Source organism: Burkholderia sp. CpTa8-5, assembly GCF_017815045.1.
Lineage (GTDB): Bacteria > Pseudomonadota > Gammaproteobacteria > Burkholderiales > Burkholderiaceae > Burkholderia > Burkholderia sola.
Window position 1 is genome coordinate 189,705 of the sequence record NZ_JAGIQD010000008.1, and the last position, 25,947, is coordinate 215,651.

21 protein-coding genes are annotated in these 25,947 nt (G+C 66.2%); 11 read left to right on the plus strand and 10 right to left on the minus strand.

Annotation, left to right across the window (positions count from 1 at the left end):
- Positions 1-24 precede the first annotated feature (24 nt).
- Positions 25-1,590, plus strand: coding sequence for a GMC family oxidoreductase N-terminal domain-containing protein (locus J8I35_RS15290; RefSeq protein ID WP_209925988.1), 1,566 nt, complete (start codon positions 25-27; stop codon positions 1,588-1,590).
- Positions 1,591-1,673: 83 nt separating this feature from the next.
- Here the strand turns inward: J8I35_RS15290 and J8I35_RS15295 are convergent, their stop codons facing one another.
- Positions 1,674-2,654 carry a helix-turn-helix domain-containing protein gene (locus J8I35_RS15295; protein ID WP_124557171.1) on the minus strand — a complete coding sequence of 327 codons (981 nt, stop codon included), beginning with the start codon at positions 2,652-2,654 and terminating at the stop codon, positions 1,674-1,676.
- A 176-nt stretch (positions 2,655-2,830) separates the two neighbouring features.
- Here J8I35_RS15295 and J8I35_RS15300 point away from each other — a divergent pair, with 176 nt between their 5' ends.
- The 5 genes from J8I35_RS15300 (at position 2,831) to J8I35_RS15320 (ending at position 7,778) form a co-directional block, all read left to right on the plus strand.
- Positions 2,831-3,364, plus strand: a complete 534-nt coding sequence (locus J8I35_RS15300; RefSeq protein ID WP_050017200.1) for a 2,4'-dihydroxyacetophenone dioxygenase family protein — start codon at positions 2,831-2,833, stop codon at positions 3,362-3,364.
- Positions 3,365-3,382: 18 nt separating this feature from the next.
- A complete protein-coding gene (locus J8I35_RS15305; RefSeq protein WP_124595302.1) occupies positions 3,383-4,687 on the plus strand; it encodes an MFS transporter in 1,305 nt (434 codons plus the stop codon).
- Between the two features lies 1 nt (position 4,688).
- Positions 4,689-5,810 carry a 2,3-butanediol dehydrogenase gene (locus tag J8I35_RS15310; RefSeq protein WP_209925990.1) on the plus strand — a complete coding sequence of 374 codons (1,122 nt, stop codon included), beginning with the start codon at positions 4,689-4,691 and terminating at the stop codon, positions 5,808-5,810.
- Positions 5,788-6,510, plus strand: coding sequence for an SDR family NAD(P)-dependent oxidoreductase (locus tag J8I35_RS15315; protein WP_209925992.1), 723 nt, complete (start codon positions 5,788-5,790; stop codon positions 6,508-6,510). The genes J8I35_RS15310 and J8I35_RS15315 overlap by 23 nt, the downstream gene beginning before the upstream one ends.
- A gap of 176 nt (positions 6,511-6,686) precedes the next feature.
- Positions 6,687-7,778, plus strand: a complete 1,092-nt coding sequence (locus J8I35_RS15320; RefSeq protein WP_209925994.1) for a porin — start codon at positions 6,687-6,689, stop codon at positions 7,776-7,778.
- Positions 7,779-7,845: 67 nt separating this feature from the next.
- Here J8I35_RS15320 and J8I35_RS15325 read toward each other — a convergent pair whose 3' ends face one another.
- The 6 genes from J8I35_RS15325 to J8I35_RS15350 all read right to left on the minus strand — a co-directional run bounded on the left by J8I35_RS15325 (position 7,846) and on the right by J8I35_RS15350 (position 18,258).
- On the minus strand, positions 7,846-10,101 hold the full coding sequence (locus J8I35_RS15325) for a TOMM precursor leader peptide-binding protein (protein ID WP_209925996.1): 2,256 nt from the start codon (positions 10,099-10,101) through the stop codon (positions 7,846-7,848).
- Positions 10,102-10,195: 94 nt separating this feature from the next.
- Positions 10,196-10,558 carry a BMA_0021/BMA_0022 family TOMM bacteriocin gene (locus J8I35_RS15330; protein WP_209925997.1) on the minus strand — a complete coding sequence of 121 codons (363 nt, stop codon included), beginning with the start codon at positions 10,556-10,558 and terminating at the stop codon, positions 10,196-10,198.
- A gap of 16 nt (positions 10,559-10,574) precedes the next feature.
- Positions 10,575-10,919: a BMA_0021/BMA_0022 family TOMM bacteriocin gene (locus J8I35_RS15335; protein WP_050017207.1), complete on the minus strand. Its 345-nt coding sequence runs from the start codon at positions 10,917-10,919 to the stop codon at positions 10,575-10,577.
- 33 nt (positions 10,920-10,952) lie between these two features.
- The gene (locus J8I35_RS15340) at positions 10,953-15,002 is read right to left on the minus strand and encodes a TOMM system kinase/cyclase fusion protein (RefSeq protein ID WP_209925999.1); all 4,050 of its coding nucleotides are present in this window, start codon (positions 15,000-15,002) and stop codon (positions 10,953-10,955) included.
- Positions 14,999-16,000, minus strand: coding sequence for an FHA domain-containing protein (locus J8I35_RS15345; RefSeq protein WP_209926003.1), 1,002 nt, complete (start codon positions 15,998-16,000; stop codon positions 14,999-15,001). Before J8I35_RS15345 ends, J8I35_RS15340 begins: the two co-directional genes overlap by 4 nt.
- A gap of 698 nt (positions 16,001-16,698) precedes the next feature.
- Positions 16,699-18,258, minus strand: a complete 1,560-nt coding sequence (locus J8I35_RS15350; RefSeq protein ID WP_245170271.1) for a fatty acid desaturase family protein — start codon at positions 18,256-18,258, stop codon at positions 16,699-16,701.
- On the opposite strand from J8I35_RS15350, the gene J8I35_RS15355 reads away from it, so the two are divergent.
- Positions 18,257-18,946 (plus strand): hypothetical protein, encoded by a 690-nt coding sequence (locus J8I35_RS15355; protein ID WP_235356292.1) that lies wholly within the window; start codon positions 18,257-18,259, stop codon positions 18,944-18,946. The genes J8I35_RS15350 and J8I35_RS15355 overlap by 2 nt on opposite strands.
- A gap of 202 nt (positions 18,947-19,148) precedes the next feature.
- On the plus strand, positions 19,149-20,057 hold the full coding sequence (locus tag J8I35_RS15360; RefSeq protein WP_245170272.1) for a hypothetical protein: 909 nt from the start codon (positions 19,149-19,151) through the stop codon (positions 20,055-20,057).
- Here the strand turns inward: J8I35_RS15360 and J8I35_RS15365 are convergent.
- Both J8I35_RS15365 and J8I35_RS15370 read right to left on the minus strand, forming a co-directional pair.
- Complete coding sequence (locus J8I35_RS15365) at positions 20,045-20,965, minus strand: hypothetical protein (protein WP_124654612.1); 921 nt, start codon at positions 20,963-20,965, stop codon at positions 20,045-20,047. The genes J8I35_RS15360 and J8I35_RS15365 overlap by 13 nt on opposite strands.
- Positions 20,962-21,846 (minus strand): metal-dependent hydrolase, encoded by an 885-nt coding sequence (locus J8I35_RS15370; protein ID WP_245170273.1) that lies wholly within the window; start codon positions 21,844-21,846, stop codon positions 20,962-20,964. Before J8I35_RS15370 ends, J8I35_RS15365 begins: the two co-directional genes overlap by 4 nt.
- A 113-nt stretch (positions 21,847-21,959) precedes the next feature.
- On the opposite strand from J8I35_RS15370, the gene J8I35_RS15375 reads away from it, so the two are divergent.
- The 3 genes from J8I35_RS15375 to J8I35_RS15385 are packed head-to-tail and all read left to right on the plus strand — an operon-like array spanning position 21,960 to position 25,604.
- Positions 21,960-22,895: a fatty acid desaturase gene (locus tag J8I35_RS15375; protein ID WP_204383957.1), complete on the plus strand. Its 936-nt coding sequence runs from the start codon at positions 21,960-21,962 to the stop codon at positions 22,893-22,895.
- A 13-nt stretch (positions 22,896-22,908) separates the two neighbouring features.
- Complete coding sequence (locus J8I35_RS15380) at positions 22,909-24,489, plus strand: GH3 auxin-responsive promoter family protein (RefSeq protein WP_209926004.1); 1,581 nt, start codon at positions 22,909-22,911, stop codon at positions 24,487-24,489.
- Positions 24,483-25,604, plus strand: coding sequence for an aromatic ring-hydroxylating dioxygenase subunit alpha (locus J8I35_RS15385; RefSeq protein ID WP_209926005.1), 1,122 nt, complete (start codon positions 24,483-24,485; stop codon positions 25,602-25,604). The genes J8I35_RS15380 and J8I35_RS15385 overlap by 7 nt, the downstream gene beginning before the upstream one ends.
- A gap of 68 nt (positions 25,605-25,672) precedes the next feature.
- On the opposite strand, the gene J8I35_RS15390 is transcribed toward J8I35_RS15385, so the two are convergent.
- Positions 25,673-25,933, minus strand: a complete 261-nt coding sequence (locus tag J8I35_RS15390) for a PAAR domain-containing protein (protein WP_012339060.1) — start codon at positions 25,931-25,933, stop codon at positions 25,673-25,675.
- Positions 25,934-25,947 lie beyond the last annotated feature (14 nt).

Genomic DNA, 25,947 nt, shown 5'->3' on the forward strand with positions numbered 1-25,947 from the left:
CCGACAGCCAGGAGAAGAAGCGGGATGGAGACGTACGACCACATCGTCGTCGGCGGCGGGTCGGCGGGCTGCGCGGTTGCGCACCGGCTGGTGAAGGCCGGCCGGCGCGTGCTGCTGCTCGAGGACGGCCCGAAGGACGACAGCCTGTTCATCCGGATTCCGGCGACGTTCATCCGCGTGCTCGGCACGCAGCGCACGGTCACGTTCGAGAGCGAGCCGCAGCCGGGCGCGGCGGGACGCAAGACCTACGTGCCGCAAGGCCGCACGCTCGGCGGCGGCAGCTCGGTCAACGCGATGCTGTACGTGCGCGGCACGCGCGACGACTACGACGACTGGGCCGCGCTCGGCTGCACCGGCTGGGGTTGGGACGACGTGCTGCCCGTGTTCAAGCGCGCCGAATCGCATCTGCGGCTCTCGGAGCCGTACCACGGCACCGACGGGCCGTTGAAGGTCGGCGACACGCGCTTCCGGCATCCGCTGAGCCTCGCGTTCGTGAAGGCCGCGCAGGAAGCCGGCATCGCGTACAACGACGATTTCAACGGCGCCGCGCAGCATGGCGTCGGCTTCTATCACACGACGATCTTCGACGGGCAGCGCGGCAGCACCGCGGCCACCTATCTGGCCGACGTGATCGCCGATCCGAACCTGCGCGTGCTGACCGGCTGCCGCGTGACGCGCATCCGGTTCGACGGCCGCCGCGCGACCGGCGTCGAATGGCGCACCGCGAGCGGCGCGACGGGGTCGGCCGCCGCGCGCGCCGACGTCGTGCTCGCGGCCGGCGCACTGAGCACGCCGAAGCTGCTGATGCTGTCGGGCATCGGGCCCGGCGCGCATCTGCACGCACATGACATCGACGTGCTGCACGACAGCCCGGAAGTCGGCGCGAACTACCAGGACCATCTTGAAGTGTCGATCTACGGCCGCAGCGATGCGCCCGTCAGCCTGCTGGGCGAGGATCGCGGGTGGAAGGCCCTGCGGCACGGGCTGCAATGGATGCTGTGCCGCTCGGGCCTGCTGACGTCGAACGTCGTCGAATCGGGCGCATTCGTCGACACGACAGGCAGCGGCCGCCCGGACATCCAGTTCCACGTGCTGCCGACGCTGGTCGGCGACGTCGATCGCGAACCGCTGCCCGGCCACGGCCTGTCGATCAATCCGTGCCTGCTCCGGCCGCGTTCGCGCGGCCGCGTGCAACTGCGCGGCAACGATCCGGCCGCGCCGATCCGCTTCGACAGCGGCGCGCTGTCCGATCCGGACGACGTCGACGGCCTCGTGCGCGGCGTCGCGCTCGCGCGGCGAATCCTGCGCGCACCGTCGCTCGCGCGCATCGTCCGCGAAGCCGAGCCGCTGACCGATGCCACGCTCGCCGACTACGTGCGGCGTCGCGCGAAAACCGCCTATCACCCGGCCGGCACGTGCCGCATGGGCAGCGACGCGCACGCGGTCGTCACGCCGCGTCTCGCGGTGCAGGGCGTCGACGGATTGCGGATCTGCGATGCGTCGGTGATGCCGCGCATCGTGTCCGGCAACACGAACGCGCCGACGATCATGATCGCGGAGCGCTGTGCGGCGTTCATGCTGGCGGAGTGACGCGATGCGCGCTACATCGCCCCGAAAACGAAAGCGGCGCGTCATGCACGCGCCGCCGACGCCGAACCACCGGAAAACCGGCGTTAACTGCCTGCGTCACGCGCCGCATCGCGCAGCGCCATCGGCGACGCGCCATAGCGCTCGCGGATCGCGCGGCTGAAGTGTGCCTGGCTCGAAAATCCCCAGCGAAACGCGATCTCGCCGATGCTCGTCTTGCGCAGCCGTGCGTCGGTCAGCTCGCGGTGCGCGTGCGACAGCCGTTCCGACCAGATGTGCTGCGTGATCGATTCGCCTTCCGCCGCGAACAGGCGGCCCAGATGCCGCAGCGACAGCCCGACCGCATCGGCGACGGCTTGCGGCGCGAGCTCCGGCTCGCCGAGATGCGTCGCGATGTACTGCTTCGCGGTCAGCAGGTACGACAGCGACGCGCGCGATGTGCCCGCGCCGTTCACTTCCGTGTCGACGAGTTCCGCGATCAGCGTGCGCGTGTGCTCGGCGAACCGCGCGGCGTCGCGCTCGACCGGCGCCTTCATGAACCGCTCGACGCTCGCGCGCAACGTCGCGCCGAGCATCGCGCCCGCGCCCGGCTTCGGCGCGATCCGCAGCGGCAGCGCGGCCAGCGCCGCATCGAGGCGATCGTCGAACGTGGTGATCGGGATATCGATCAGCAGCTGCCGCATCGGCGTCAGGAATCCGAACAGATAGGGCACGCGCGTGTCGTAGACGACCACATCGCCGGCTTCCGCGAGCAGACACCGGTCGTGCTGGATGAAATAGGCGCGCCCGCTCACGATCTGGCACGCGAACAGCGACTCCTTCGGCAACTGGCGCACCAGCGCGGGGCTGCGTTCGATCACGTGGTCCTGCCCGCTGATGTCGGCGATGCCGAGGCCCGGCAGCGCGATGTCGGTCTTCTCGGCTTCGAGCCCGGCCGGCGACAGCGACGAGCAGCGCAGGCCGACCAGCGTCGCCGCGTTGAATGCATCCCAGTATGCCATCCTGTCGCGCGCCGGCACGTCGGCCGTCGAGCCTCGCGTGCATGAAAGAACGGTCGAATTCGTCACATCGCCTCCTGCGGGCGCCTGTCGTGCGGAGCGGCACGGATTGGGGGATGGTTCGTCTGGATTTTTGGTGCGCTGCAATGTCCGGCGCGGTCAAGCAATTCGTCCAGCCCAGTCAAGAGCGGCGCACACCGGCTGGCTAAAGTCGAGCCCACGACAACCCATACAAGGAGACAACCGTGGTCGACAAAGCCGTATCCGAATTCTGGCAAAACATCCCGGCGATTGCCAATCCGTTCAAGCCCGATGCGCTGCCCGAGGCCTACATCCCGAACGCAGCCACCGACGACGAGCGCTATTACGTTCCGTTCACCGAAACGGTTTCGTCGCGGCCGCTGTGGATCTCGCCGTCGCAGAACAAATGGTGCGACATCCTGATGGCGAAGGAAGCGGGGCTCGTGAACCGGCACTATCACCCGCACGAGGTGTTCGCGTACACGCTGTCCGGGAAATGGGGCTACCTGGAGCACGAATGGACCGCGACGCGCGGCGATTTCGTGTACGAGACGCCGGGCGAAGGCCACACGCTCGTCGCGTTCGATCACCCCGAGCCGATGCGCGCGTTCTTCATCGTCACGGGCCCGCTGATCTGGCTCGACGACGAAGGCAATCCCGACGGCTACTTCGACGTGCATTCGTACATCGCGATGTGCAAGGCGCATTACGAGAAGGTCGGCCTCGGCGCGCAAGCGATCGAGAAGCTGTTCCGCTGACGCGCGGCGAGGCTCACGATGACGTCCCCTTCCTCTTGCAGGCCCGCCTGGACGTACGAGAACCGGCTGCTGCTGATCCTGTTCATGACGTTCGGCTTCGTGTTCTTCGACCGCCTCGCGCTGTCGTTTTTGTTCCCGTTCATGTCGGCCGAGTTGCACCTGACGAACACGCAGCTCGGCATGGTGTCGTCCGCGCTCGCGCTCACGTGGGCGCTGTCGGGCGCCGCCACCGGCGCGTGGTCCGACGCGCGCGGCACCCGCAAGCCGCTGCTGGTCGCGGCCGTGCTCGGCTTTTCCGTGTGCTCGGCGCTGTCGGGCCTCGTCGGCGGCTTCGCGAGCCTGATCGCATTTCGCGCGCTGATGGGCATCGCCGAAGGCCCCGTGCTGCCGCTGTCGCAATCGCTGATGGTCGAGAGTTCGACGCCGAGCCGCCGCGGGCTGAACATGGGCCTGCTGCAAGGCTCGGCCGCCGGCCTGCTCGGCGCGATGATCGGCCCGCCGGTCGTGATCGGCATCGCCACCGCGTACGGCTGGCGCGAGGCGTTCTACGTGTCATGCATCCCGGGCTTCCTGATCGCGTTCTGCATCTGGCGCTGGGTGCGCGAAGTACCGCCCGGCGGCGTGCGCCACACGCAGGCGGATACCACTGCAATACCGGCCGCAAGCGGCGCGGCGGTCAGCCGCTGGGCGCTGCTGAAGGAGCGCAACATCCTGCTGTGCGTGCTGATCAGCTGCTTCTTCCTCACGTGGTTCGTCGTGATCATCTCGTTCGCGCCGGTGTTCCTCGTCGAAAGCCGCCACCTGTCGCCGTCCGCCATGGGCGCCGTGATGACCTGCCTCGGCGCCGCGTGGGTGTTCTGGGGCTTCGCGGTGCCGGCGATCTCCGACCGGATCGGCCGCAAGCCGACGATGATCGTGTTCGCGCTGGTCGCGGCCGCGTGCCCGGTCGTGCTGATCCACGTCGGCTCGGTGTGGGCGCTCGGCGCACTCGTGTTCGCCACGTACACGGGGCTCGGCTGCTTCACGCTGTTCATGGCGACGATTCCGGCCGAAACGGTGCCGCCGCGCGCGATCGCGAGCGCGCTCGGGCTGATCATGGGCGCCGGCGAGCTGATCGGCGGCTTCGTCGCGCCGACCGTCGCCGGCTTCGCGGCGGACCGATACGGCCTGCAGTTCGCGATGTGGACGTCGGCTGCCGGCGCGATCCTCGCGTGCGTGCTGTCGTTCGGCCTCGTCGAAACCGCACCGGCCGTGCTGCGCAAGCGCGCGCTCGCAGGCGCTGCCGCAGGCCGTCTCGACACGCAGAACCTCGGAGGACGCTGACATGCGCGCACTTCAATGGCATGGCCCGCGCGACGTCCGTCTCGTGGAAATCGACACGCCGCGCGTCGGCCCCGGCGACGTGCGCATCGCGGTCGCGTATTGCGGCATCTGCGGCAGCGACCTGCACGAATACGCGGACGGCCCGCACGCGATTCCGGTCGATGCGCCGCATCCGCTGTCGCGCCGCACCGCGCCGCTGACGCTCGGCCACGAGTTCTGTGGAACCGTCGTCGAAGTCGGCGAACGCGTGACGACGCTGCGCGCGGGCGACCGCGTCGCGGTCGAGCCCGAGTATCGCTGCAGCCAGTGCGCGTACTGCCGCTCCGGGTCGTACAACCTGTGCGTGTCGATGGGCTTCGCCGGGCTGATGGGCGACGGCGGGATGGCCGACTTCGCGGTCGTGCCGGCCTACATGCTGCATCGCCTGCCGGACGGCGTGAGCCTCGAACAGGCCGCGGTGATGGAGCCGGCCGCCGTGGCGCTGCACGCGCTGCGGCGCGGCGAACTGCGGCTCGGCGACACCTGCGCGGTGTTCGGGCTCGGGCCGATCGGCCTGCTGCTGATCATGCTCGCGAAGCTGCAGGGCGCGGCGACGATCGTCGCCGTCGACGTGTCGCCCGAACGGCTCGCGGCCGCCACGCGCTTCGGCGCGACCCATGCGTTCGACGCGCGCGAGCTCGAAGCGTCCGCGTTGCAGGACGCGATTCGCGCGGCCACGGGCGGCCTCGGCGTCGATACGAGCTTCGAAGCGGCCGGCTTGCAGGCCACGTTCGAATCGGCGATGCGGGCATTGCGCAAGGGCGGTCGCGTCGTGATGGTCGGCCTGATGCCGCACGCCGGATTCGACGCGTTCCGCGCGGTCAACGACGAGCTGACCTTCACCGCGAGCGTCGGCTACCGGCATGCGTACGAAGACCTGCTGCGCATCGTCGCGTCGGGCGCGCTCGATCTCGCGTCGATCGTCACGCGCACGGTCGCGCTCGAAGATGCCGTCGCCGACGGCTTCGACGCGCTGCTCGCCGACCGCACGCAGATCAAGATCCTCGTTTCACCCGCGCAGCGGCCGGCCCGCCGCGCCACCACCATCGGGAGTGTCGAGCATGAGTCGTCTGTGGACGTTTGAAGGGCAGTCCGTCGTCGTGACGGGCGGCACGTCGGGCATCGGCGCGCGCACCGCGCTGCGGTTCGCGCAGGCCGGCGCATCGGTCGTCGCATTCGGGCTCGACGCAACCGGCCCGCATGCGCCCGTGCATGCCGGCATCCGTTGCGTGGAACTCGACGTGGCCGACGGCGATGCACTGACGCGCACGATCGCCGCGCTGCCGCGGCTCGACGTGCTCGTCAACGGCGTCGGCATCAGCCGCCACGCAGACGAATACCGGATGGATCAGTTCGAGCACGTGCTGAACGTGAACCTGACGTCGGTGATGCGGGCATCCGACGCCGCGCGGCCCGCGCTGGCGGCGCACGGCGGCAGCATCGTCAATATCGCGTCGATGTACGCGTACTTCGGCAGCAAGGACCGGCCCGCGTACAGCGCGAGCAAGGGCGGCATCGCGCAGCTCACGCGTTCGCTCGCGCAAGCGTGGGCCGATCACGCGATCCGCGTGAACGCGGTCGCACCGGGCTGGATCGACACGCCTCTCAGCAGCGGGCTGATGGCCGACACGCTGGCGTCGCGTCGCATCCTCGAGCGCACGCCGCTCGGGCGCTGGGGTACGGCCGACGAAGTCGCGGAAGTGATCCTGTTCCTGTGCTCGCCCGGCGCGTCGTTCGTCACCGGCGCGGTCGTGCCGGTGGACGGCGGGTATTCGACGGTCTAGCGCATGGCGCGCGGCGCATCGGAGGATCGACGAGGCCTGCTGATGCCCGTTGCGCGCCACGGCTTGCTTTGACTGTCGCTGAACCGGGTTCGCCCGGTTCATGTTTCTTCATATCAATCAGTAGTCCGACTAAAAATATTCCGGCTCGATCGGATCATGTGAGGAGCACTTTGGAGATGACGAAAAAGACCTTTCTGGCGGTCGCGGTCTGCGCACTTCCGGCGGCGGCGTTCGCCCAGAGCAGCGTGGCGATGTTCGGGCTGATGGATACCGGCATCAGCTACGTCAGCAACCAGGGCGGCCACGGCGCCGCGAAATTCGACGACAACATCTTCTTTCCGAACCTGCTCGGCTTCGAGGGCAAGGAGGATCTCGGCGCGGGCACGCGCGCGATCTTCCGGCTCGTCAACCAGTATTCGCTCGGCAACGGCGCGATCATCGGCGGCGGGCTGTTCGCGCGCACGGCCTATGTCGGGTTGCAGAACGACCGGTACGGCACGCTGACGCTCGGCAACCAGTACGAGTTCATGGTCGATGCGCTGGCCGCCAGCGGCAACGAGATCGCGCAGGATCTCGTCGGCCTGTACGGCTTTCGCAACGGGCCGTTCGACCGGCTCGCGCTGCCGAACAATCCGACCGGCGCATTCGACTGGGACCGCGTCGCCGGCAGCAATCGCGTCGCGAATTCGGTCAAGTACACGAGCCCGTCGCTGTCGGGCCTGAGCTTCGGCGCGCTGTACGGCTTCGGCAACGTCGCGGGGTCGATCGGCGCGAACAACACGGTCAGCGTCGGCGCAAGCTACGACCACGGCCCGTTCGGCGCGGGCGCCGCCTATACGAACCAGAAATACGGCGCGGCCGACGGGCTGCCGCCCACCAGCGTGCGCAACTGGGGCGCGGGCGTGCACTACACGGTCGGCACGGTCACCGGGAAGGCGCTCTTCACGACCGTGCACAACGCGCGGAATGGCGCGCTCGCGTGGTCGGCGGAAGCCGGTGCCGCGTGGCGGCCGTCGCCGGCATGGGTGATCGGCGCGAGCTACACGTACATGAAAGGCAACGACACGCTCGAAAACGCGCACGCGCACCAGTTGCTCGCCGCCGTCCAGTACTGGCTGTCGAAGCGCACGATGGTGTATGTGGCCGGTGTGCATCAACGCGCGAGCCACGGCAGCAACGCGCAGATCAACGGCGTGATGGATGCGAACGGCGCGTCGAGCGGCGCGTTGCAGTCGATCGCGCGCATCGGCTTCAGTACGCGGTTCTGATGCGGCGCGGGTTGTCGGCGTTGGGCAGCCCGCGCCGTTCGCCGACCACACGATTCCGCAGTCAAGGTCACAGAAACAGCAGCGCCGGATTCAGCGCCGTTTCGTCGCACGGCTGCGCACGCCAACCCAGCGCCACCGGAACCGAATAAAGCCGTCGCGCGCCGAAACGCGGCCAGAAATGGCACAGCCCCGGCGCGATTACCTGCACCACGGACAAGCCGATGTCGGGCCGCGTCTTGTCGACGACGAGCACGTCCATCCCGGCCGCCGCGATGCGTCCGACGCACTGCGCGATCGCCGCCGGCAACGACGCGGCATCGATCGACTGCCACGTCGAATGCGTCGTCGCGGGCGTGCTCGCCGCCGGATACAGAAATCCGGTCGACGAAAGCTTGTCGCGATCCCATGGATGCGGCGCATCCGCCGCGATGTCGAGCAACTGGTTGACCTCGGTCAGCGCCCGCTGCACCGCGATCCGGCCGTCCGGATGGCAACCGAAGCCAATCGAGAAACGCCCGTCCTGCAGATTTTCCGCGAGCGCGACCACGGTCGGCACCGCGAGATCGGTCGTGATGTCGAGCGCCCACACCCGCCATCCGAACGTCGCGTATTCGTGCACGAGCGCGTCGAAATACGGATCGTCGAAACTCGCGAGATCGATGCCGGGGCGTTCGATCCGGTTGTACCACCAGATCGCGACCGCATCGCGCTCGATCAATTCGAGCATGCCCTGCAGAATCGCTTCGTCGAGGCTCGACCCGGCCGCGCAGCCGTTCGGGTTGTGCACGCAGGCGGCCGGTACCCGCGCACTGTCGGGCGTTTCCGCGTAGCAGTAGCTCAGCGGCACGAGACGGCGCCGGCCGGTCACGAGCGACCACGCAGGCGTCCAGTCGATCGCGTCGCACGACGTGAAGCGCGGCGGCACCTGCTTGCGGACATCGCGTGTCAATGCGTTGATCGCGTCGCGCGTGTCGAATTGCCGTTCGCTGAATTGCTGAAGATCGTTCACATGGATCGGCTCGGCGTCGCAAGCCGGATCGGCGCGCAGGCTGTCAATGCTGCCGGTCACCGTCGCCTCGTCGCCCTGGTACACGCTGCTGAACCGTTCGAGCGCTTCGCACAGCGCACTCGTGCGAGCCTGCTCGTCGGTGCGGCCCTTGCCGGAGCAGAGCCTGTCGAACCGGTTGCCGTCCGGTACGGCAGCCGGGCACACGAGAAAACCCGATGCATAGACCTTGCGCAGGCCCGCGTGCCGCTTCGGCATCGGATGCAGATACGCGATTGCGCCGCTGACCGGCGAAATCAGATGCGCGTGGCGCGCGAACACCCGCTGCGGATCGGCGGCCCGGTAGCCACCGTCGGCGCGCGCCAACGGCACCGACCCGGCGAGCCGCGGCGCACGCGCCGCCTGCTCGCGCATCCATGCGGGATTCCCGCAGCACGGGCATTGCGGTCGCCGGATCACGCGGTGCGGTTCGACGGCCAGCGTGTCGAGGCGATGCGCGACGATGTGCGTTTGCGCACGTTCCGCGATCGCGCGATTGACGGCGATCTGCTCGACCGTCGCGGCCAGGAGCGCCGCGGCCGCCGCGGCCCCCGCACGCGAGGTGGCCGGCGGCACATGCGTCGCGTCGCTGCCATGATGGCGCGCCAGCAGCGCCTCGACCGGCCGGTTGATGCGAATCCAGTAGCGCACGCATTCGATGCACGGCGCATCGGCAAGCGCGCCGACGCCACTGCCGTTACCGCTGCCGGCCAGCAACGGCCCGATCAGCGTCTGCACGCCGCCGGTCGCCACGACGAGCAGCGCACCGCCGCGCGCCGCCACGCGGGCGGCGCACGCGGCGAGATCGTCACGGTCGTGCGTATCGACGATCGCGACGGTCAGTTCGGCATCCTTCACGACGCCGATGCCGGCCGTGTCGAGTGCGCGCCGGAGCGCCGCGCCGTCCGCGCCGAACGTCTCCACCGCGACACGCAGTTGCGCCACGCGCGCGCACGCGGCGTCGCCGTCGAGCCCGGCGCGCTCGAAGAAACCGCGCGCCGCGTCGTCGCCGTGCGGCGGATCGGCGCGCACGTAGCCGCGCCGCACCAGATGGTCGAGCCGCGCGAGCACCTCCCATTCGCCGAACGTGCGGGCAAGCGACGTCACGATCTCGGCAGTCGTCATGCGCGCCCGCAGGCACGCGGCGATCCGCACGAAGATTGCGCCGGACAGCATCGCGCGCTTGAATTCGTCGACGACGAACAGGGTCTCGGGCCCGGCATCGAGCACGAGCAAATGCGGCTTGAAGCGCAATACGCGCGAGAGATCATCGAGCATCGTGGGGTTCCGTGCGACGGGGTCGGACAAACGTCGCGCGGCCTGGGCAACCGCCCTCGGGCCGCGCGACGGTGCGCGGGTCGGCCGCGCCCGGTCAGCAGCAGGTGAACAGGTAGCACGGCCCCGCGTCGCAGTAGGCCGCGAGCGCCACCGCCTCCTCGTCCAGGCGTGCCGGCTGCGCCGGTATGCCGACGGTCATCACGTTGCGTGGCAGGTTCCAGCTCCCGCCGCCTTTCCCGTCGCTCGTCCAGCCATGATCGGCGCCCGTCTTCTCGATGTCGATGTCGATGATCCACGGACACTGATAGCCGAAGTATTTCGCGAGCGTATCCAGCGGCCGGTCCAGCAATTCGGCCTTGAACGCCGGATCGCGCCACGAAAGCGCGATCGCACGCAGATAGACCTTCTGAAACGCCAGCATCGATTCGAGCGTCGGATTAGCGTTGTCCTTTGCCATGTCGGTTTCCCCGGAGTCATTCCATGATGGTGATGTGGTCCGCGTTGTACGCGGCCAGCGCCTGCGCGAACTGCGTCTCGTCGGCCGGCGCGGGCGGCAGGTACAGCGTGAGCTTGTTTTTCTGGCCGGCCGTCCAGTCGCCGTTGACAGTCGGCGTCCATTCCGACGATTTGACCTGCACCTTCAGGTCGAGCTTGAACGGAAAGTGATAGTCGAACTGCTCGCGCAACGCATGGACCGGATCGGCCTCGAGCTTGTCGAGAAACGCCGGTGAATGCCAGGCGAGGGCGATCGCCCGAATGACGGTCGCGCGGTATTCGAGAAACTGTTCGTACGTCGGCAATCGAAGATCCTTGCTCATCGGTCTGTTCTCCTGAATGACGGTTTGAACTGCTTACGGCAACGACTGCAACATCGCTTCGGCGAGCCTGGCGATCCGGCCCATGCCCGCCGTCCTTGCAATTTCGACTGCGCGCCGACACGCGTCCAGCGCGGCCACCCCGCCGCAACGCGGATCGGCACGGCGCAAGTACTCGCTCCGCTTCAGCCACAACTGGGCTTCGTAATACCGTTCGCCGCTCGAATCGCACCAGGCGAGGCACGCCCCGATCTGCGCGAGCGCCGCGTCGTAGTCGCCGCGTTCGGCATCCAGCTCTGCAAGCAGCGACGCGTAGTAGGTCAGCCCGAGCAGGCCGCCCGACTGCCGCTGCGCGTCGAGATGCGCGACGACGCCCGCGCGATCGCGTTGCGTCCACGCGTGAATGATCGCGGCGTAGTGCCCGACCGCGCGCAGCCGGTGCGCGTCCGCCAGCCGGAGAATCGCTTCCGACACGGATCGCGCCGCATCGCGGTCGCCCGCGAGCTGATGCGTGCGCGCAAGGTACATCATCGTGACGCCGAGCGTCGGCAGATGATCGAGGCAGGTCGCGCAATACACGGCTTCGCGCGCCATCGCGAGCGACGGCTGGGGATCGTCGTCCATGCACCAGCGCACGCTGGCGAGCGACGCCATCGTCCATGCGCGCGTATCGAGCCCGAGGATGCGCCGGTGCCCCGCGTCGCGTCGCACGTCGTAGCCGGCCAGCACCGCGTCGAACGCGGCACGGGCGCGCGCATAGTCGCCATCGACCCAGAGGCTCATGCCGCGCATCGCGTCTGCCGCCACCTGCACGCCCGCATCGCCGCGCTCGGTCGCGAGCGTGTCGAGCCGCTTGCCGATCCGGCGCACGGTCGGGCGGTCACCGGCGACGTGGTAGCACGTCGACAGCGTCCACAACGCGCTGATCTCGAGTTCGGGATCGTCGAGCGTCTGCGTCTGCCGCAGCAACTGCTCCGCATGCTCGCGTACCTGCGGATCGGCCCAGCCGAATCGCGCCATCGTCGCGTGCGTCAACGTGGCGCGGATGCGCGCGCTGTCGTGCTCGCGCTGCGCGTGGTCGGCGGTGGCGAGCCAGTCGAACACGGCCTGCCCGTAGCGGATCGCGTCGTCGTATCGCGACCGTTCGAGCGCGCGACGCGCCGCGTCGATGCCGTGCGCGATCGCGTCCGCGCATGCGCCTGCCCGCGCGAAGTGCCCGGCGATGCCGAACGCATGCGCACCGGCGCCGCGATCGGCGTGCGCGAGCAGCGCGCGGCCGACACGCGCATGGTTGCCGCGCCGCACGGCAGGCGGCATCGATTCGTATGCGGCGTCGCGAATCAGCGCATGGCGAAACGCATAGAACACGCGATCGCGCCGATGTTGCGCATACACGATCCGTTCTTCGAGCAGGAGCCGCAGATGGGCGTCGAGTGTGGCGCGGTCGTGCGGCGACGCATCGGCGAGCAGTTGCGCATCCACTTCGAGCCCGATGGTCGCGGCGAGCTGCGCGGTACCGCGCGCGTCGTCGAGCCGGTCGAACGCCAGACCGAGCATGCCGCCGAGACTGAGCGGCAACGGATACGGGTCCGTTGCCGATGGCTCGATGAGCAGACCATCCGCGCTGCTCACCGCCAGTTCGCGCGCGACGGCCTCGATGAACAGCGGGATGCCCGCGGTGCGATCGGCGAGCCGGCCGAGCCACGCCGGATCGGCCGCGCCCGGGCCCAGATGCGCCGACATCAGGCGCTGCGCGTCTTCGCGCGGCAGGCGGCGCAGCACCACGCGGTCGGTCGCGCCGCGCCAGCGCGCGAGCTTGTCGGGGCGCGACGTGAGCACGATGCACAGTGCCGCTGCGCGCGGCGAGCGGTGCAGATACGCGAGAAAATCCTCGGTCGAGCGATCGAGCCACTGAACGTCCTCGATCACGAGCAGCACCGGCGCGCCGTTGCCGAGCGACACGATCAGTTGTTCGAGGACGTCGAACAGTGCGTGCTGCTCGCGCGCGCTCGACCACAGCAGCCCATTCGCATCGCAGGGCAGCCCGAGCCAGGTCGCGAGCGCGACACGCGCCGCCGCATGATCGCAATCGAGCGGCGCGATCATCGCGTCGATCGCCGCGAGCGCCATGCCGGGCGCGCGCTCGGCATCGACATGCCAGTGCGCGGCGATGAACCGCAGGATCGGGAACAACGCATGATTCTCGCGTTCGGGCAGGCACCCGCACTGCGCGAACGCGAGGCCGCGTGTCCGCACGGCCTCGCACAGCTCGTGCACGAGCCTCGACTTGCCGAAGCCCGCGTCGCCGACGACGAGCCTCGGCACACCGAGCGGTACCGGCTCGCCACGCGCCGCGCGGCGATGCCGCCCATGCGTGTCCTGCCACGCGCGCAGCAGTGCGTCGAGCTCGCGTGCGCGGCCGACCATGGGCGTCCGCCTGTCGGCATCGAGCGAATCGAACGGCGTATCGGCATGCCGCTCGCCGAGCAATTCATGAACCGGCTGCGACACGAGGCCCGCCCGCGCCAGCCGCAACGCGGTCGGCCGGGCATCGGCATGCCGTTCGAGCACGAGCCGCGCATCGTCGCTGATCAGGATCTGTCCGGGGCCTGCCAGCCGGAGCAGCCGCGACGCCGCGGCGGTCGTCGATACGCCCGACATGTGCGACGCATGCGCGAGCACCCGCCCGACATGAATCGCGGCCGCCACTTCGACCCGCCAACCTTCTGCCGCGCCGGCCGCATGCCCGCCGGCAGCCGTCAGCGCCGGCAACCGCGCGCGCTCGGCCACGCGCACCATGTCGAGCGCCGCCCGCGCCGCACGGCGGGCGGGCCGGTCAATGTCGCCCTGCAGGCCGAAATGAAACAGCAGCGTGTCGCCGAGCTGTCCGCCCGCATGCGCGCCATACCCGACCGCGATATCGGCGCACTTCGTCAGCCACTGCTCCTCGTAGCCGTCGAGCGCGATGCCGTGCTCGGTTCCGGCATGGCGTTCGCGGCCCTCTCCGGCAATCGTCACGCAGCAGCACAGCGTGGTGATCTGCCGATACTCGCCCGCCTCGACGATCGTTTCGCCGCGCGGCGCGAGCGGGCGCGAGCGCGTCTGCCGGCCGGCGCGAGCGGCGTCGAACTGGCCGACGAGCGCGGCGAAGTTGAGCGCACGAAACCGCGCCGCGAGCGCCTCGGCCGACGCGGCGCGCTGGCGCGGATTCTTGTTCAGCGCATCCCGCAATACCGCGCCGAGCGGAAGCGACGCGATCGACGGCGGAAGCGCGACATCCACCGGGCTCAGTTGTCGATAGACGATCTCGGCCACACTGGCGCCCTGCATGACCACCTCGCCCGTCAGGCATTCGATCACGATCAGGCCCCACGCATACAGATCGCTGGCGGGCGTCGGCGGCTCGTTGCGCAATTGCTCCGGCGCGCAGTAGGGTGGCGAGCCGAGCACCTCGGTCGCGAGCGTCGCCGTCTCGCGCGCGATGTCTTCGGCACCGGGCAGCAATGCACCGATGCCGAAATCGAGCAGCTTCGCGTGCGGCCCGTCGTCGGCCATCGCGATCACGATGTTCTGCGGCTTCAGATCGCGATGCACGATGCCGCGCCGATGGGCGGCCGCGAGCGCGTCGAGCACCTCCGTCATCAGCCGCCCGGTATCGACGGCCGACAGCGGCCCGTCCACCGCGAGCCGGTCGCGCACCGTCCGGCCTTCGACCAGTTCGAATACGGCGAACAGCCGCCCGTCCGGCGCTTCCCCCTGGTCCAGCAGCGCCACGATGTTCGGATGCCGCAGCGCCTCGCACAGGCTCGTCTCGCGCCGGAAGCGCGCGCGCCGGCGCATGCGCTCCGGCGCGATCAGCGCGGCGTCGTCGCGCATCAGCTTGATCGCGACGGCTTGCCCCGTCTCGTCGCAGGTCGCGCGAAACACCACACCGTTGCCGCCTTCGCCGAGCAGCGCGCCGAGCCGGTAATGCCATTTACCGGCAAGCGTCGCGAAAGGCACCGCGTGCCGCTGCGGTTCACGCGCGAGTGGTCCCGCGGCGGCGCGGGGTGCGCTCGTCAGCACGGCCGGTTCTCCCGCGTTCACGAGCACTGGACGACCGGGGCCGGCACCGCGCGCGGCAGGCCGATACGCGGCCCGACGGCCGGCACCGACTCGCATTCGAGATGCTCGCCGCGCATGATCCGGAACGGAACATCGCCGAAGCGGACGCTACCGCGCCGACGCTCGACGAGCTGGCTCGCGCCCAGCCCGGGCAGCGCCGCGAACTGGCTTCGGGCGCGATGAATCTGCACGTTGACATGGGACGCGTCGATGCCGAGCATGCGCGCGAGCCGGTCGAGTTCGATCCATCCCTGCGTGGCGGCGTCGTACCCGGCCTGCATGTCGGCCGAGCGGGCGCGGGCAAGCGTGACGAGACCATAGTGATGGGCGCGCTCGCCGAGGTCGACCACGCCGCCGCGGACATGCAGCAGCATGCGCACGTGCTCCTCGTTCCGGCTGACGAAGAATTCGAGCAATTGCGCCGGCACGGCCGGATCGGCGCGGGCGGCGAGCATCACCGTCGAGCCGTGGCGCGCGAGGGCGAGGCGCCATGCGAAGTCGCCGGTCGACACTTCGTCACCGTCATGGAGCGCGCGCGGCGGCAATGTGTCGTCGCATAGCCATTCGCCGGTGGGCGAGCGGACGATCGTAACCGGCTGCGTGGCCGGGGCCGGCAGGATCTGGTGCGGCGCGAGCACGATCGGCGCGGCGGCGCCGCGTATCGGCCACAGCGTGTCGGCCGGATCGTCGAGCGACTCGACGCGCCACGGCGCGACACCGGCCCTGCCGAAGCGGATCACGTCGCCTTGCCGCAGCACTGCATGCTCGCCGTCGCGCAGCGCTACGCCCGATACCGACGTGCCGTTGCTGCTGTGATCGTGGAGTTCCCAGCACCCGCCGACCCAGCGGATATGAGCATGGACGCGGGACACCGAGCCGTCCCGGATGACCGTGTCGCAGCGTGCGTCGTCGCGACCGAACACGTGATACGCGCGGAGCAGGCATGCTTCTCCGGACGCGTCTTTCTTGAGTATCGCCATGGCCGCCCCGTGTCGGATTCGCCCGGCTCGTTCGAGTGACGCATCGACGCTGCCGGACAAGCGATTGATTCAATGATCGCGAACGGTGCCGCCCGTTCGCCGTCTCGTTACCTGTTTTTCTAGCCAGCTTCCCTGCCACGGGGTGCCAAGCGTCGCGCGTTATTTCGGTAAATTGAATTGTCGACCGCTTTGTTGTTTTAAAATCGTGCCCCTCGATGAAAATCCTGCCAAATAAAATCACGCGTCGCAATCGGAATTCTCGGATCATGGTTTTATATTGCAATGCTTTACATTTTCGATGGATTTTCGGGGTGCGAATAAAGGGTCACGCCTCTTGCCTCCGCTAGAATCTGCGCCAGTCATAAATCACACAAACATCACGACATTGAACGATGGGGTGGATCTAATGGGTTTTGGTGCTGCGGACATTTTGTTTGATCGAGCGAAAATAAAATCGAACAATTTCTATTATTTAAATAATTTTCATCGTCGTTCTTACAAACGACGCTGTTTAACTTATTCAGGAATCACGTGCCGGCGGAATAGCCAGCGATTAATCGCAAACGCAGACGGGCCGGCACGACCATGCGCAGAGGCCAATGGCTGCGCGGCACGCGTCAGACGGAGCACGACGGGTCGTGCCGATCTTTCGCACCAGGACCGACGGGAAACTTCATCGCGCCGTCGAAGGGATTTTTCTATCTTGGGTTACCACTGCGCGAGGCACCCGACCATAGCAACGCAAGCAATTGCCGCGAAGACAGAACCGGCTCGTCAGACGCACGCAATTCGGGCAGGCGATGCCACGCCACGCCGGGTTCGCGATGATGTTGTTGGTGATAGTTAATGTTGTACGGCCAGATAAAGAAGCGGCCAAGTAACCCGACGCGCCACGAATAAGTCCAGTCATTCCAGCCAGCCGTGGCACCAGGCCCACCGCTGTGCTCTGCAATACTACGGATCTTCTGCACTAACGCCCCGATTGTCACGAGAGGGACGAACCAAAGCGCCGCAAGCGTCAACAGTTCGCGTACTGTGCATGCATGCACGAGCGACAAAAACAGGATACCCCACGTCGCTATCGCCGTAAGCAGCGGCAGTGACATGGATGCACCACGCCCGTTCGCACGCCGATATGCGCGCATGTTTTTCACCATGTTGACCAGGAGCAAATCACCGAGCAGTTGCCGGACGAGGGGGAGTGTGTCGAGTGGCTCGAATTTCCATGGCTGCGCGTGGTACAGATAATTCCGCTCAGGATCTTCCGCCGTCCCGACATGTCGATGGTGGGCAAGATGCAGCGGGCGATAAAATTCGATGGGCACGAGCCCCGGTACGCCAATTGCCAAGTTGATCAGAAAGTCGTTCGCGGAACGGCGGCGGGTTAAGTGATAGTGGGTCGCGTCGTGATACAGAATGAATAATGCGTGTTGCCGAGTCGCGACAACAACGGCGGCGACAAGGTAGCCCCCCCAATGCCCCACCGATAACGCAACTCGAAGCGCAACTACGATACATAGCCATTCAAGCAGTAATGCGGCGGCCGTACGCAGGTCGACGTCGAGACGAATGAGTACGGTCGTCGCACAGCCGACGCCGATGCCGAGTACGAGTCCCACGAGCATGTCCGCGAGCAAATGCTGTCCGGTCGTTAAGACGGTGATCGCCAGCATCGTGCTCCACGCAGCGTAATAGCGCGCTGCCCGGACGCGTAGCGCAGCCAGCACCACGGTTACAGCCACAGGCAGCGCAACATGCCCGCAGGGACTCGCCGCGAGCGGCGTGTCGATCCGATACAGCCACGCGATCCATCCTGCCGCTGCCGGCGACCGGCTCACGGCAGTCGGCCATAACAGATGACAGACGATACACAGGCCTGCGGCAAGTGCCCCGGCGAAAAATGCGGGCAGCAGCCAATTTCGGCTGCGGCCGAACCAGACAATCGACGGCATCACGAGCGCGTAGCTCAAATAAAGCGGTACGCTGGCAGACACACGCGGAATGACCGCATCGTACGGTCCCGGACGCAACAGCGTCACGGGTGCCATCGGCGCGTGTGTGACCCAGAAGTACAGTGCACCCGACACGACGACATAGATCGCGAGCCAGCGCCACGCGTCGAACGCCGACGGTATATAGGAGACGGAAACAGGAGGTATGGCACGCATGTGAAAAAAGGAGCGGCTCAATCGCGTATCATGATAAATCGTTTCAGCTCGCATGAATAACGACGCTATGCCGCTTCGAGCCAGTTCCATGACACGTGCGCAGCTGCGCGACGTCGATGTTGCACATATGTACGCGCTCTACTCGACCTGTTACCGGGATACGGAACAGGCACGCTTCGAACACGATCTCGACGACAAGACACATTGCGTCATCATGCGTGACGACACCGGCAAGCTACGCGGCTTCTCCACGTTGAAACTATATGAACAGCAGTGGCAAGACACTACACTGCGCATCCTGTTTTCCGGTGACACGATTGTGGATCCGGCCTGTTGGGGCAGTCAGCAACTCGCGTTTTGCTGGATTCGACTCGCCGGTGAACTCAAACGCAACGTGCCTGACGTCGCACTATACTGGTTTCTAATCTGCAAGGGGCATCGTACGTACCGCTACTTGCGAGCGTTCGCACATGATTTCACCCCGCGATTCGACCGACCGACTGAACCCGTAAATCAGGCGCTACTGGATCATCTGGCAATTGAGCGCTTCGGGTACGCATACGACGCCGCGTCCGGCGTGCTCAAGTTTCCGGTACCGCAAGGCCGCCTCGCCCCAGCCCTCGCCGAAGTGCCGGACGCGCATCGACGGCTGCCGGATGTCGCCTATTTTCTGAAGCGCAATCCAGAATACGCGTGCGGCAACGAGCTCGTATGCCTGTGCGAACTGACGCCGGAAAACCTACGCCCGATGGCAAGACGAATCTTCACCGGTGAATGAGCCAATGACGCGGATCCGGCTAGCCACAGCGGTCGACAACGAACGGCTCCTCGCGTTTCAAACACGGTACGCGATGCTCAGCGGGATGCCACTTCGCTTCGATCGTTCACCGGATTACTTCGCACTGCATCGGTGTCATTCGAACGACTGTCGAACGTGGCTCGCGGAGGACAGCGCAGGGCGCGTCAAGGGAATAGCCAGCATGGTCGTTCGCGACGGCTACCTCGCCGGCGAGAAACAGCGCATCGCTTACCTCGGCGACTTGCGCATCGCACCCGATCGCGAACTAGCGCACACTTGGGTCGACTATGTCGTCGACCGCCTCGCCGATCTCGCCCGGCACGAAGGCGTACAGCATACGTACTGCTGCATCATTCGCGACAACCGGATCGCGACGCAATCGCTATTCAGGACAGGCAAGCGGCCCCGGCTCGGATTTCGACATTGGCGCGGCTACAGTAACGTATCGATCTACGCGCGGCGTATTGCTGCGCGGAGCGCCGGCTTGGTCAAGATCACGAACGCGTCGGCTGCCGATGCCGACGCACTCCGCGCATTCCTGGACCAAGAGTCTCGTTCCCAACCCTTCGGTTGCGTCTTTACGGCGGACGAATTCGCGCGCCGCCTGAACACCTGGCCCGACTTCGGAATCGAGCGCTTTCTGGTCGCACGTAACGCGCAGCGGCGTATCGTGGGCTGCGTTGCTCCGTGGGATGCAGGGCGTATCAAACGCATCGTGCTGGAACGTCTGCCGCGCTCGCTCGGTGCGCTGCGTCACAGCTTCAACGCCATCGCACCCTTGCTCGGACGCCCTCCCATCGCAGCTCCCGGCCAGCCGCTCCGGGATATCTACCTGACTCATCTGCATGTGAGCGGACGCGACCCGGACATTGCACAGGCGTTGCTCGATGCGGTCTGGCAACAAGAGCGGAGCCGCTATGCCTTGCTGCAGCTTTGCCTGTACGATCACGATCCGCTATGGCCCGCCTTACAGGGTTATCGATACACCGCATTACCGATGGATCTATACACGCTATCCGCGCCCGGCACGAGCGCACTCGATTCGGGCGCCACCGAAGCAATCCCAGGGTTCGAGATCTATCTCGTCTGACCGCTTGCGACCGCTGCCGCCCGCGCGTCGTTCAGGAGCGCAACGAGTGCAAGCCAGAAACGCCCCGCATCGAAGCCGGCGCCGCCGAGCACAGGCTGGCCATGGTCGAGATGTGGCATGCAAACTCGCGGTATGCCGCGAATCGTCTGGTGGTCGAGGTAGAACTGTCCGTCATGCGCACAGCCGGGACGGTAGCGGTCGAGGCGTGAGTGATGTGCATCGAACCGGGACGTGCGTTCTATCGACCAGCTTACGACATGCACACAGTGCAGGCCACCGGGCACCGTAGACAACAGATTCGCGATGTCGGCGTCGCGCCCGCTGCCGATATCGCGCGAGCCTGCATACAACCAGCGTGTGCGCAGCAATCTCCCGGCGGCTCGACCCAACCATGCGGGATCGATGCGCGCCCCACGTTGCTCGAGCAAGCCATCGATGATCGCACTCGGACCGACGGGCGGCTGAACGAGTGCGATACCGTCGCAGCGAGCACGAAGCCCTGAATCCGCATGCAGCGCCGCCAATGCATCGAGTCCCCCTTTGCTGTGGGCAAGGACGATAAAGCGGCGATCAGCGGGTAAGCGCGCATACAGATTGCGAACGATATGCGCGCCCTGCTCGGCAACCGCGCGCGACGAGCGGACCGGCACACGCAGGACTGAGTACCGCGCGGCACGCAACGCCTGCGCAGCATGCCGGAAGCAGGCGGGTATCCACTCGGAATAGAGTCCCGCAATCAGCACGATGACGATGTTCGAGGATGCATGGGCGTCATGCGCGTGCCAACATTCGATGAAGCGCTCGGTCCAGTCGAGTGCTGTGGGCGCCGGTTCGAACGGCGTCAATGGGTAGTGTTGCCGCCACTCGTCGAAGCCGGACGGCGACCATGCCGGATACCGTGCACTCATGCCGGCTCCGTTGTCACGCCATCGGCAGCGAGCGCCGCGCGGGCAGCAGCCAGCGTGGCTGGATTCCCGATTCGGTCAGGGTGAAAACGCGGCGAGAACCATGCCAGCCACGCTGGTAGCACGCGGGTAACGATGCCCCGCGCGCCGAACAGCCACCAGCCAAGCTGTGCCCAGCTTCGCCAATTGCCGGCGTCGCGGTCGGCACGCGCGAGACGGACGATGAAATACCCCAGATCGACGATGAAGCATGCCGTGACACCCAGCATCGCCGCCGCCCGTATGACATAGCGCTTGATCGCGCCGCCGCCGCAAGCGCGAAATACGTCGAACGCGACAGACTTGTGTTCGGTTTCCTCTATCGCATGCCACCGCCAGATCGCGGCCATCGACGGGTCGGCACCGTCGAAAATGGCGGGGTCGCGCAACAGCAGATCGGCCAGAATGGCGGTGTAGTGCTCAAGACATGCGGTGAAGGTCAATTGAAGCAGCGGCGACGCGACACGCCGGCATTGTTCCTGCCGTCTCCTCATCAGCGCCTCGAGTGCGTCGACCGGCATGCCTTGGCGAGCCAGGCGTCGGTTGTACGCGCGGTGCTCGCGGATGTGAGTGGCTTCCTGGTACAGGAATGCATCCACTTGCGCGGCGAGCGTGCCGTCGGCCGGCAGCGCGTCGCAGTACTGCCTCACGCTATCGACAAAGAACTTCTCGCCAAGCGGAAACATGATCGAGAACGCGTCGAAAAAGCGCGTCACCCTGCGGTTATCACGATACCAATAGCGCGGAATGTCGTCGGCAAAACGAAACCGCGGATTGCGCCGACGGATGTCTGCCGCGTCGTTGCGGCGTTCATGCATTGAATCGTCGGTTCGTTTGGCGTACATGGTCGTGGCCGATCGTGGCGTAACGCGCAGGGTCAGCGCAGGCGGGCGTATTGTTCGACGATGGCGATCGAAGGTATGCTCTGCGTCGCTGCCACCATCCATGTCCGAATTGTATGTTCGATGCCAATGCAAGCGCCATAGATAATCGTTCGCGACGGTTCGATCGGCTGAATCTCTGCGTGCTCGCGCTACAGAGCGTTATATGGGCGGGCATCCTGACGTGGCTGTCGCACGGTACGAGCCCGTGGCGCTGGGGGGCGCTCGTACCGTTCTGCCTGATCATGCAAGGCGTGTTTTCGATGATGCACGAAACATTCCACGGTTTCGGGCATCGGCGCGGGAAAATCAACTACTTGATGATGTGGTGGGCATCAACGATGTTCGGCGCCGCGGCAACGCTGATTCACGTGAATCATCTCGGTCACCACGTGCGAAATCGAACGCCTGCGGAGCGGGTGGACTTCGTCGAGCCGGATGCTTCGCTGTGGCGCAAGCGAGTCGCATACTACGCGGCGATCGTCGGCGGCATCTGGTTCGCGAGTTTCGCGGGCAGCTTCGTCCTGGCCGTGCTTCCGAGTCGCATTCCGTATGGTTGGGCCAAGTACGGACACGACAACACCTATGCGGCCGCGTTCAGAGACTTCGGCCACGCGGAATTCCGACGAATTCGATACGAAACGCTCGCAGGCGTGGCCGTATGGATTGCACTGGGGACATTGCTGGACTGGCGCGTGCTCGACATCTCGCTTGCCTACCTCGCATTCGCGTTTTCGTGGTCGTCGCTCCAATGGGTTTATCACATGCACACGCCGCTCGACGTTGTGGAGGGCACATACAATATGCGTGCCCCCATACTGATCCGCTGGGCATTCCTCAACTTCAACTACAACCTGACGCATCACCGGCGTCCGAGCCTGCGCTGGCAGGAGCTTCATGCGTGCTCCGACGCGGCGGAGACGCGGCCGCTGTGGTACGGTTGGCTGCATGTGTTCGAAGCGCCCCGGCGTTTGCCGAGCGATCCGACACAACTCGAAAAAACCTATTTCTAACGAGAGGACGCACGTGCGTGCACAGGATGCGTGGGCCGCGTTCGGCGCTGCTGCAGAACCCTTTCGCCGCGTGTGGCTCACGGCGCTCGACGCGCCGGGTGACGCGCAGGCGTCCTATCTGTCACGCTTGCTCGCCGCCAATCGGAACACGGCGTTCGGCATCGCCCACGGGTTTGCCGATATCGCGGATCCGGCACAATTTCGCGAACGCGTGCCGGTTGCCCCCTACGCTGGCGTGTCCCGATGGATCGATCGTGCACTCCAGGAGTCCACTCCGATCCTGACCGCGCAACCGCCACGTTTCTTCGAGCGCACAAGCGGCGGCAGCGAGCAGCAAAAGCTCATTCCCTATACGCCGGCCTTTCTCGAAGAATTGCAGTTCGCACTGGTCGTCTGGCTCTCCGATCTGCATCACGCCGTGCCCGGCGTCGCAGCCGGCCGCGCGTACTGGTCGATGTCGCCTCCGCTGCAAGCGCGCGGCCGCGCTCCCAACGGCATCATGATCGGGTCGGACAGCGATCTCGATTATCTGGCCGACAGCCCGCTCGTCGATCTGCTGCCGACGCTCGTCGTACCATCGCTATCGGGTGATGCTCGCACGTGGCGCACCGAAACGTTGCGCGCGTTGATCGCCGCTCATGATCTGGCCTTCATCAGCGTATGGAGCCCAACCTTCCTGACCAGTCTGCTTCGTCCGCTGTTCGACAACGCCGAACCGCAACGCCGCGACACACTCACCTTCCTGTTCGATTCGCTGCCGCCGAATCGTACGGCCGCGCTGCGGCGCGCACTCGACGATGGTCACTGCGGCCGGCTGTGGCCTCAACTCGCGGCAGTGAGTTGTTGGATGGACGGTCCAAGCAAACACTACGCCGCACATGCCCGCACCTTGTTACCCCAGGCCGCATGGTTTCCGAAAGGCTTGTTTTCCACCGAGGCAGTGGTCAGCCTGCCGTTCGGCGATACGGCCGGCTGTCCCCTCGCCGTCTGCAGCCACTTCCTCGAGTTCCTGCTCGATGATGGAACCGCGATAGGCGTGGAAGAACTGAAGCCGGGCGACACGGTCGAGGTCGTCGTGACGACCGGAGGCGGCCTGTACCGCTATCGGCTCGGCGATCGGGTCCGTGTGACCGGATATGCGGGACGAACGCCATGCGTGACCTTCGTCGGGCGGGCGGACACGCAAAGCGATCTGGTCGGTGAAAAGCTGGACGAAGCCTATCTGGCCGCGTCGCTTTCCAAGTTACTGCAACCAGGCGACGAAGGTTGCGTGATTCCGTGCGTGGACGCGGATCCACCCCATTACCTGCTGTTGCTTGCAAGCGATACGCCGGACGTCGCCACCTTGGGCGTTGCGCTGGAACAGGCTCTCGCCCGCGCTTTTCACTACCGGCACGCACGCACGGTCGGCCAGCTTGGCCCGTTGCGCGCGGTTCGCATACGTGGGGGTGCCGCCCAGCTGGCGGATCTCGTCCAGCGAGCCCACGAGCGTGCATGCATCCGGGCTGGAGATGTCAAACCCCGCGCTCTGGTGGCCAAGCCCGCCGTGGCGAACGCACTCCGCGCATTTATCGAGGACGCGTGCTCATGTTGAACATATCGATCGCATCAACGTGTTCGCCGTGCGACGAATCCGCGCCGGATGCCGATGGCGAAGCCTTCGGCGCACTCGTCGAGCAATGGTATGTCGCGAGCACCGAAGCCGAGGTCAAGCGGGACAAACCGTTCGGTACTCGCGTACTGGGCCTCGGCATCGTGCTATTCCGGGCGGCCGACGGCGAGATCGTCGCGCTCGTCGATCAATGTGTGCATCGCGGCACCCGGTTGTCGGCCGGGAAAGTCGTCGACGGCTGCCTCGTCTGTCCGTATCACGGCTGGCATTACGACCAGCACGGCAGCGTCACCCGAATTCCCAGCATCGACAGCGCAAGCGCCGAACCGACCGGTACGACCTACCCATATCGTCAGCGCAGATTGCCGGTGTTGACTCGGCACGGTCTCGTCTGGGTCTACCGCGGGCGAGGCGATCCAGCGCTGAAGCGACCGTTCGACATGCCACACCACGGCGAACGGCCGTGGCAGTCGTACTATATGATCAATACGTTCGACGGCGATCTCGGTGCACTGGTCGAGAACTTCATGGACGTCCCGCATACGGTGTTCGTGCACGACCGGATTTTTCGTTCATCCACTGGGCGGCGACTACGGGCGACCGTCGAACTGAAGCAGCAAAGCGTCGAGGTCACGTATCACGATGACGGCGACAAGATCGGCATGCTGGATTGGCTGACCAATCCATCCAGGGAACCGCTTCGGCATACCGATCATTTTTATGCACCGAACGTCACGCGATGCGACTATCACTGGGGGAGCCGCTCGAGTTTTCTGATCATCAGCCAGATCACACCGCTCGACACGCGTCGATCGCGTGTCTATACGTACATCGCCTATCGCTTTGCGTTGCCGGCCGTGCTGCTGCGCGCGCTGAAACCACTGCTGCACCTTTACACGCATTCCGTGATCCAGCAAGACGTGCGAATCATGCGTGCGCACCGCGAGGGACTCGACAACGCCGCAGGCTTCACGCCGTCGAGCGTGCGCGCCGATGTGGTCCATATTGCGATCGGACGGTTGCTGGCCGCGACGCAGCGTGGCGAGCCGTTGCCGGATGCGCAATGCGGCACGAAGCCGATGGAATTCGTGATCTGAGCGTGACCAGCGTGATCAGCCGATGCCCGCCGGCTCGAGGCGCACCGCTCACGCGCACCGTATTTCCGTTAGCCTCCTGTCTGGTGCTGGCTCGCGATCAGGCGTGCTCCGCATGCCAGCAAGTCGCCGTCGCATGCGGCGACTTGCCCGTCGAATCGGGCGTGGCCCGACACCGTCGCAATGAAGGTCAGGCCGTGAATCTCGCAGATCGCGGGATCGTGCAAGCGTGCGATTGCGCGCCCGTTGATTCGCGAGTTCGGTGCCCCGGACACAACGCGTCCGCCGTGACTGTGCACATCGCCTTCGATGATGTATCGCTTTTGACCCATGACGTGTCAATCCG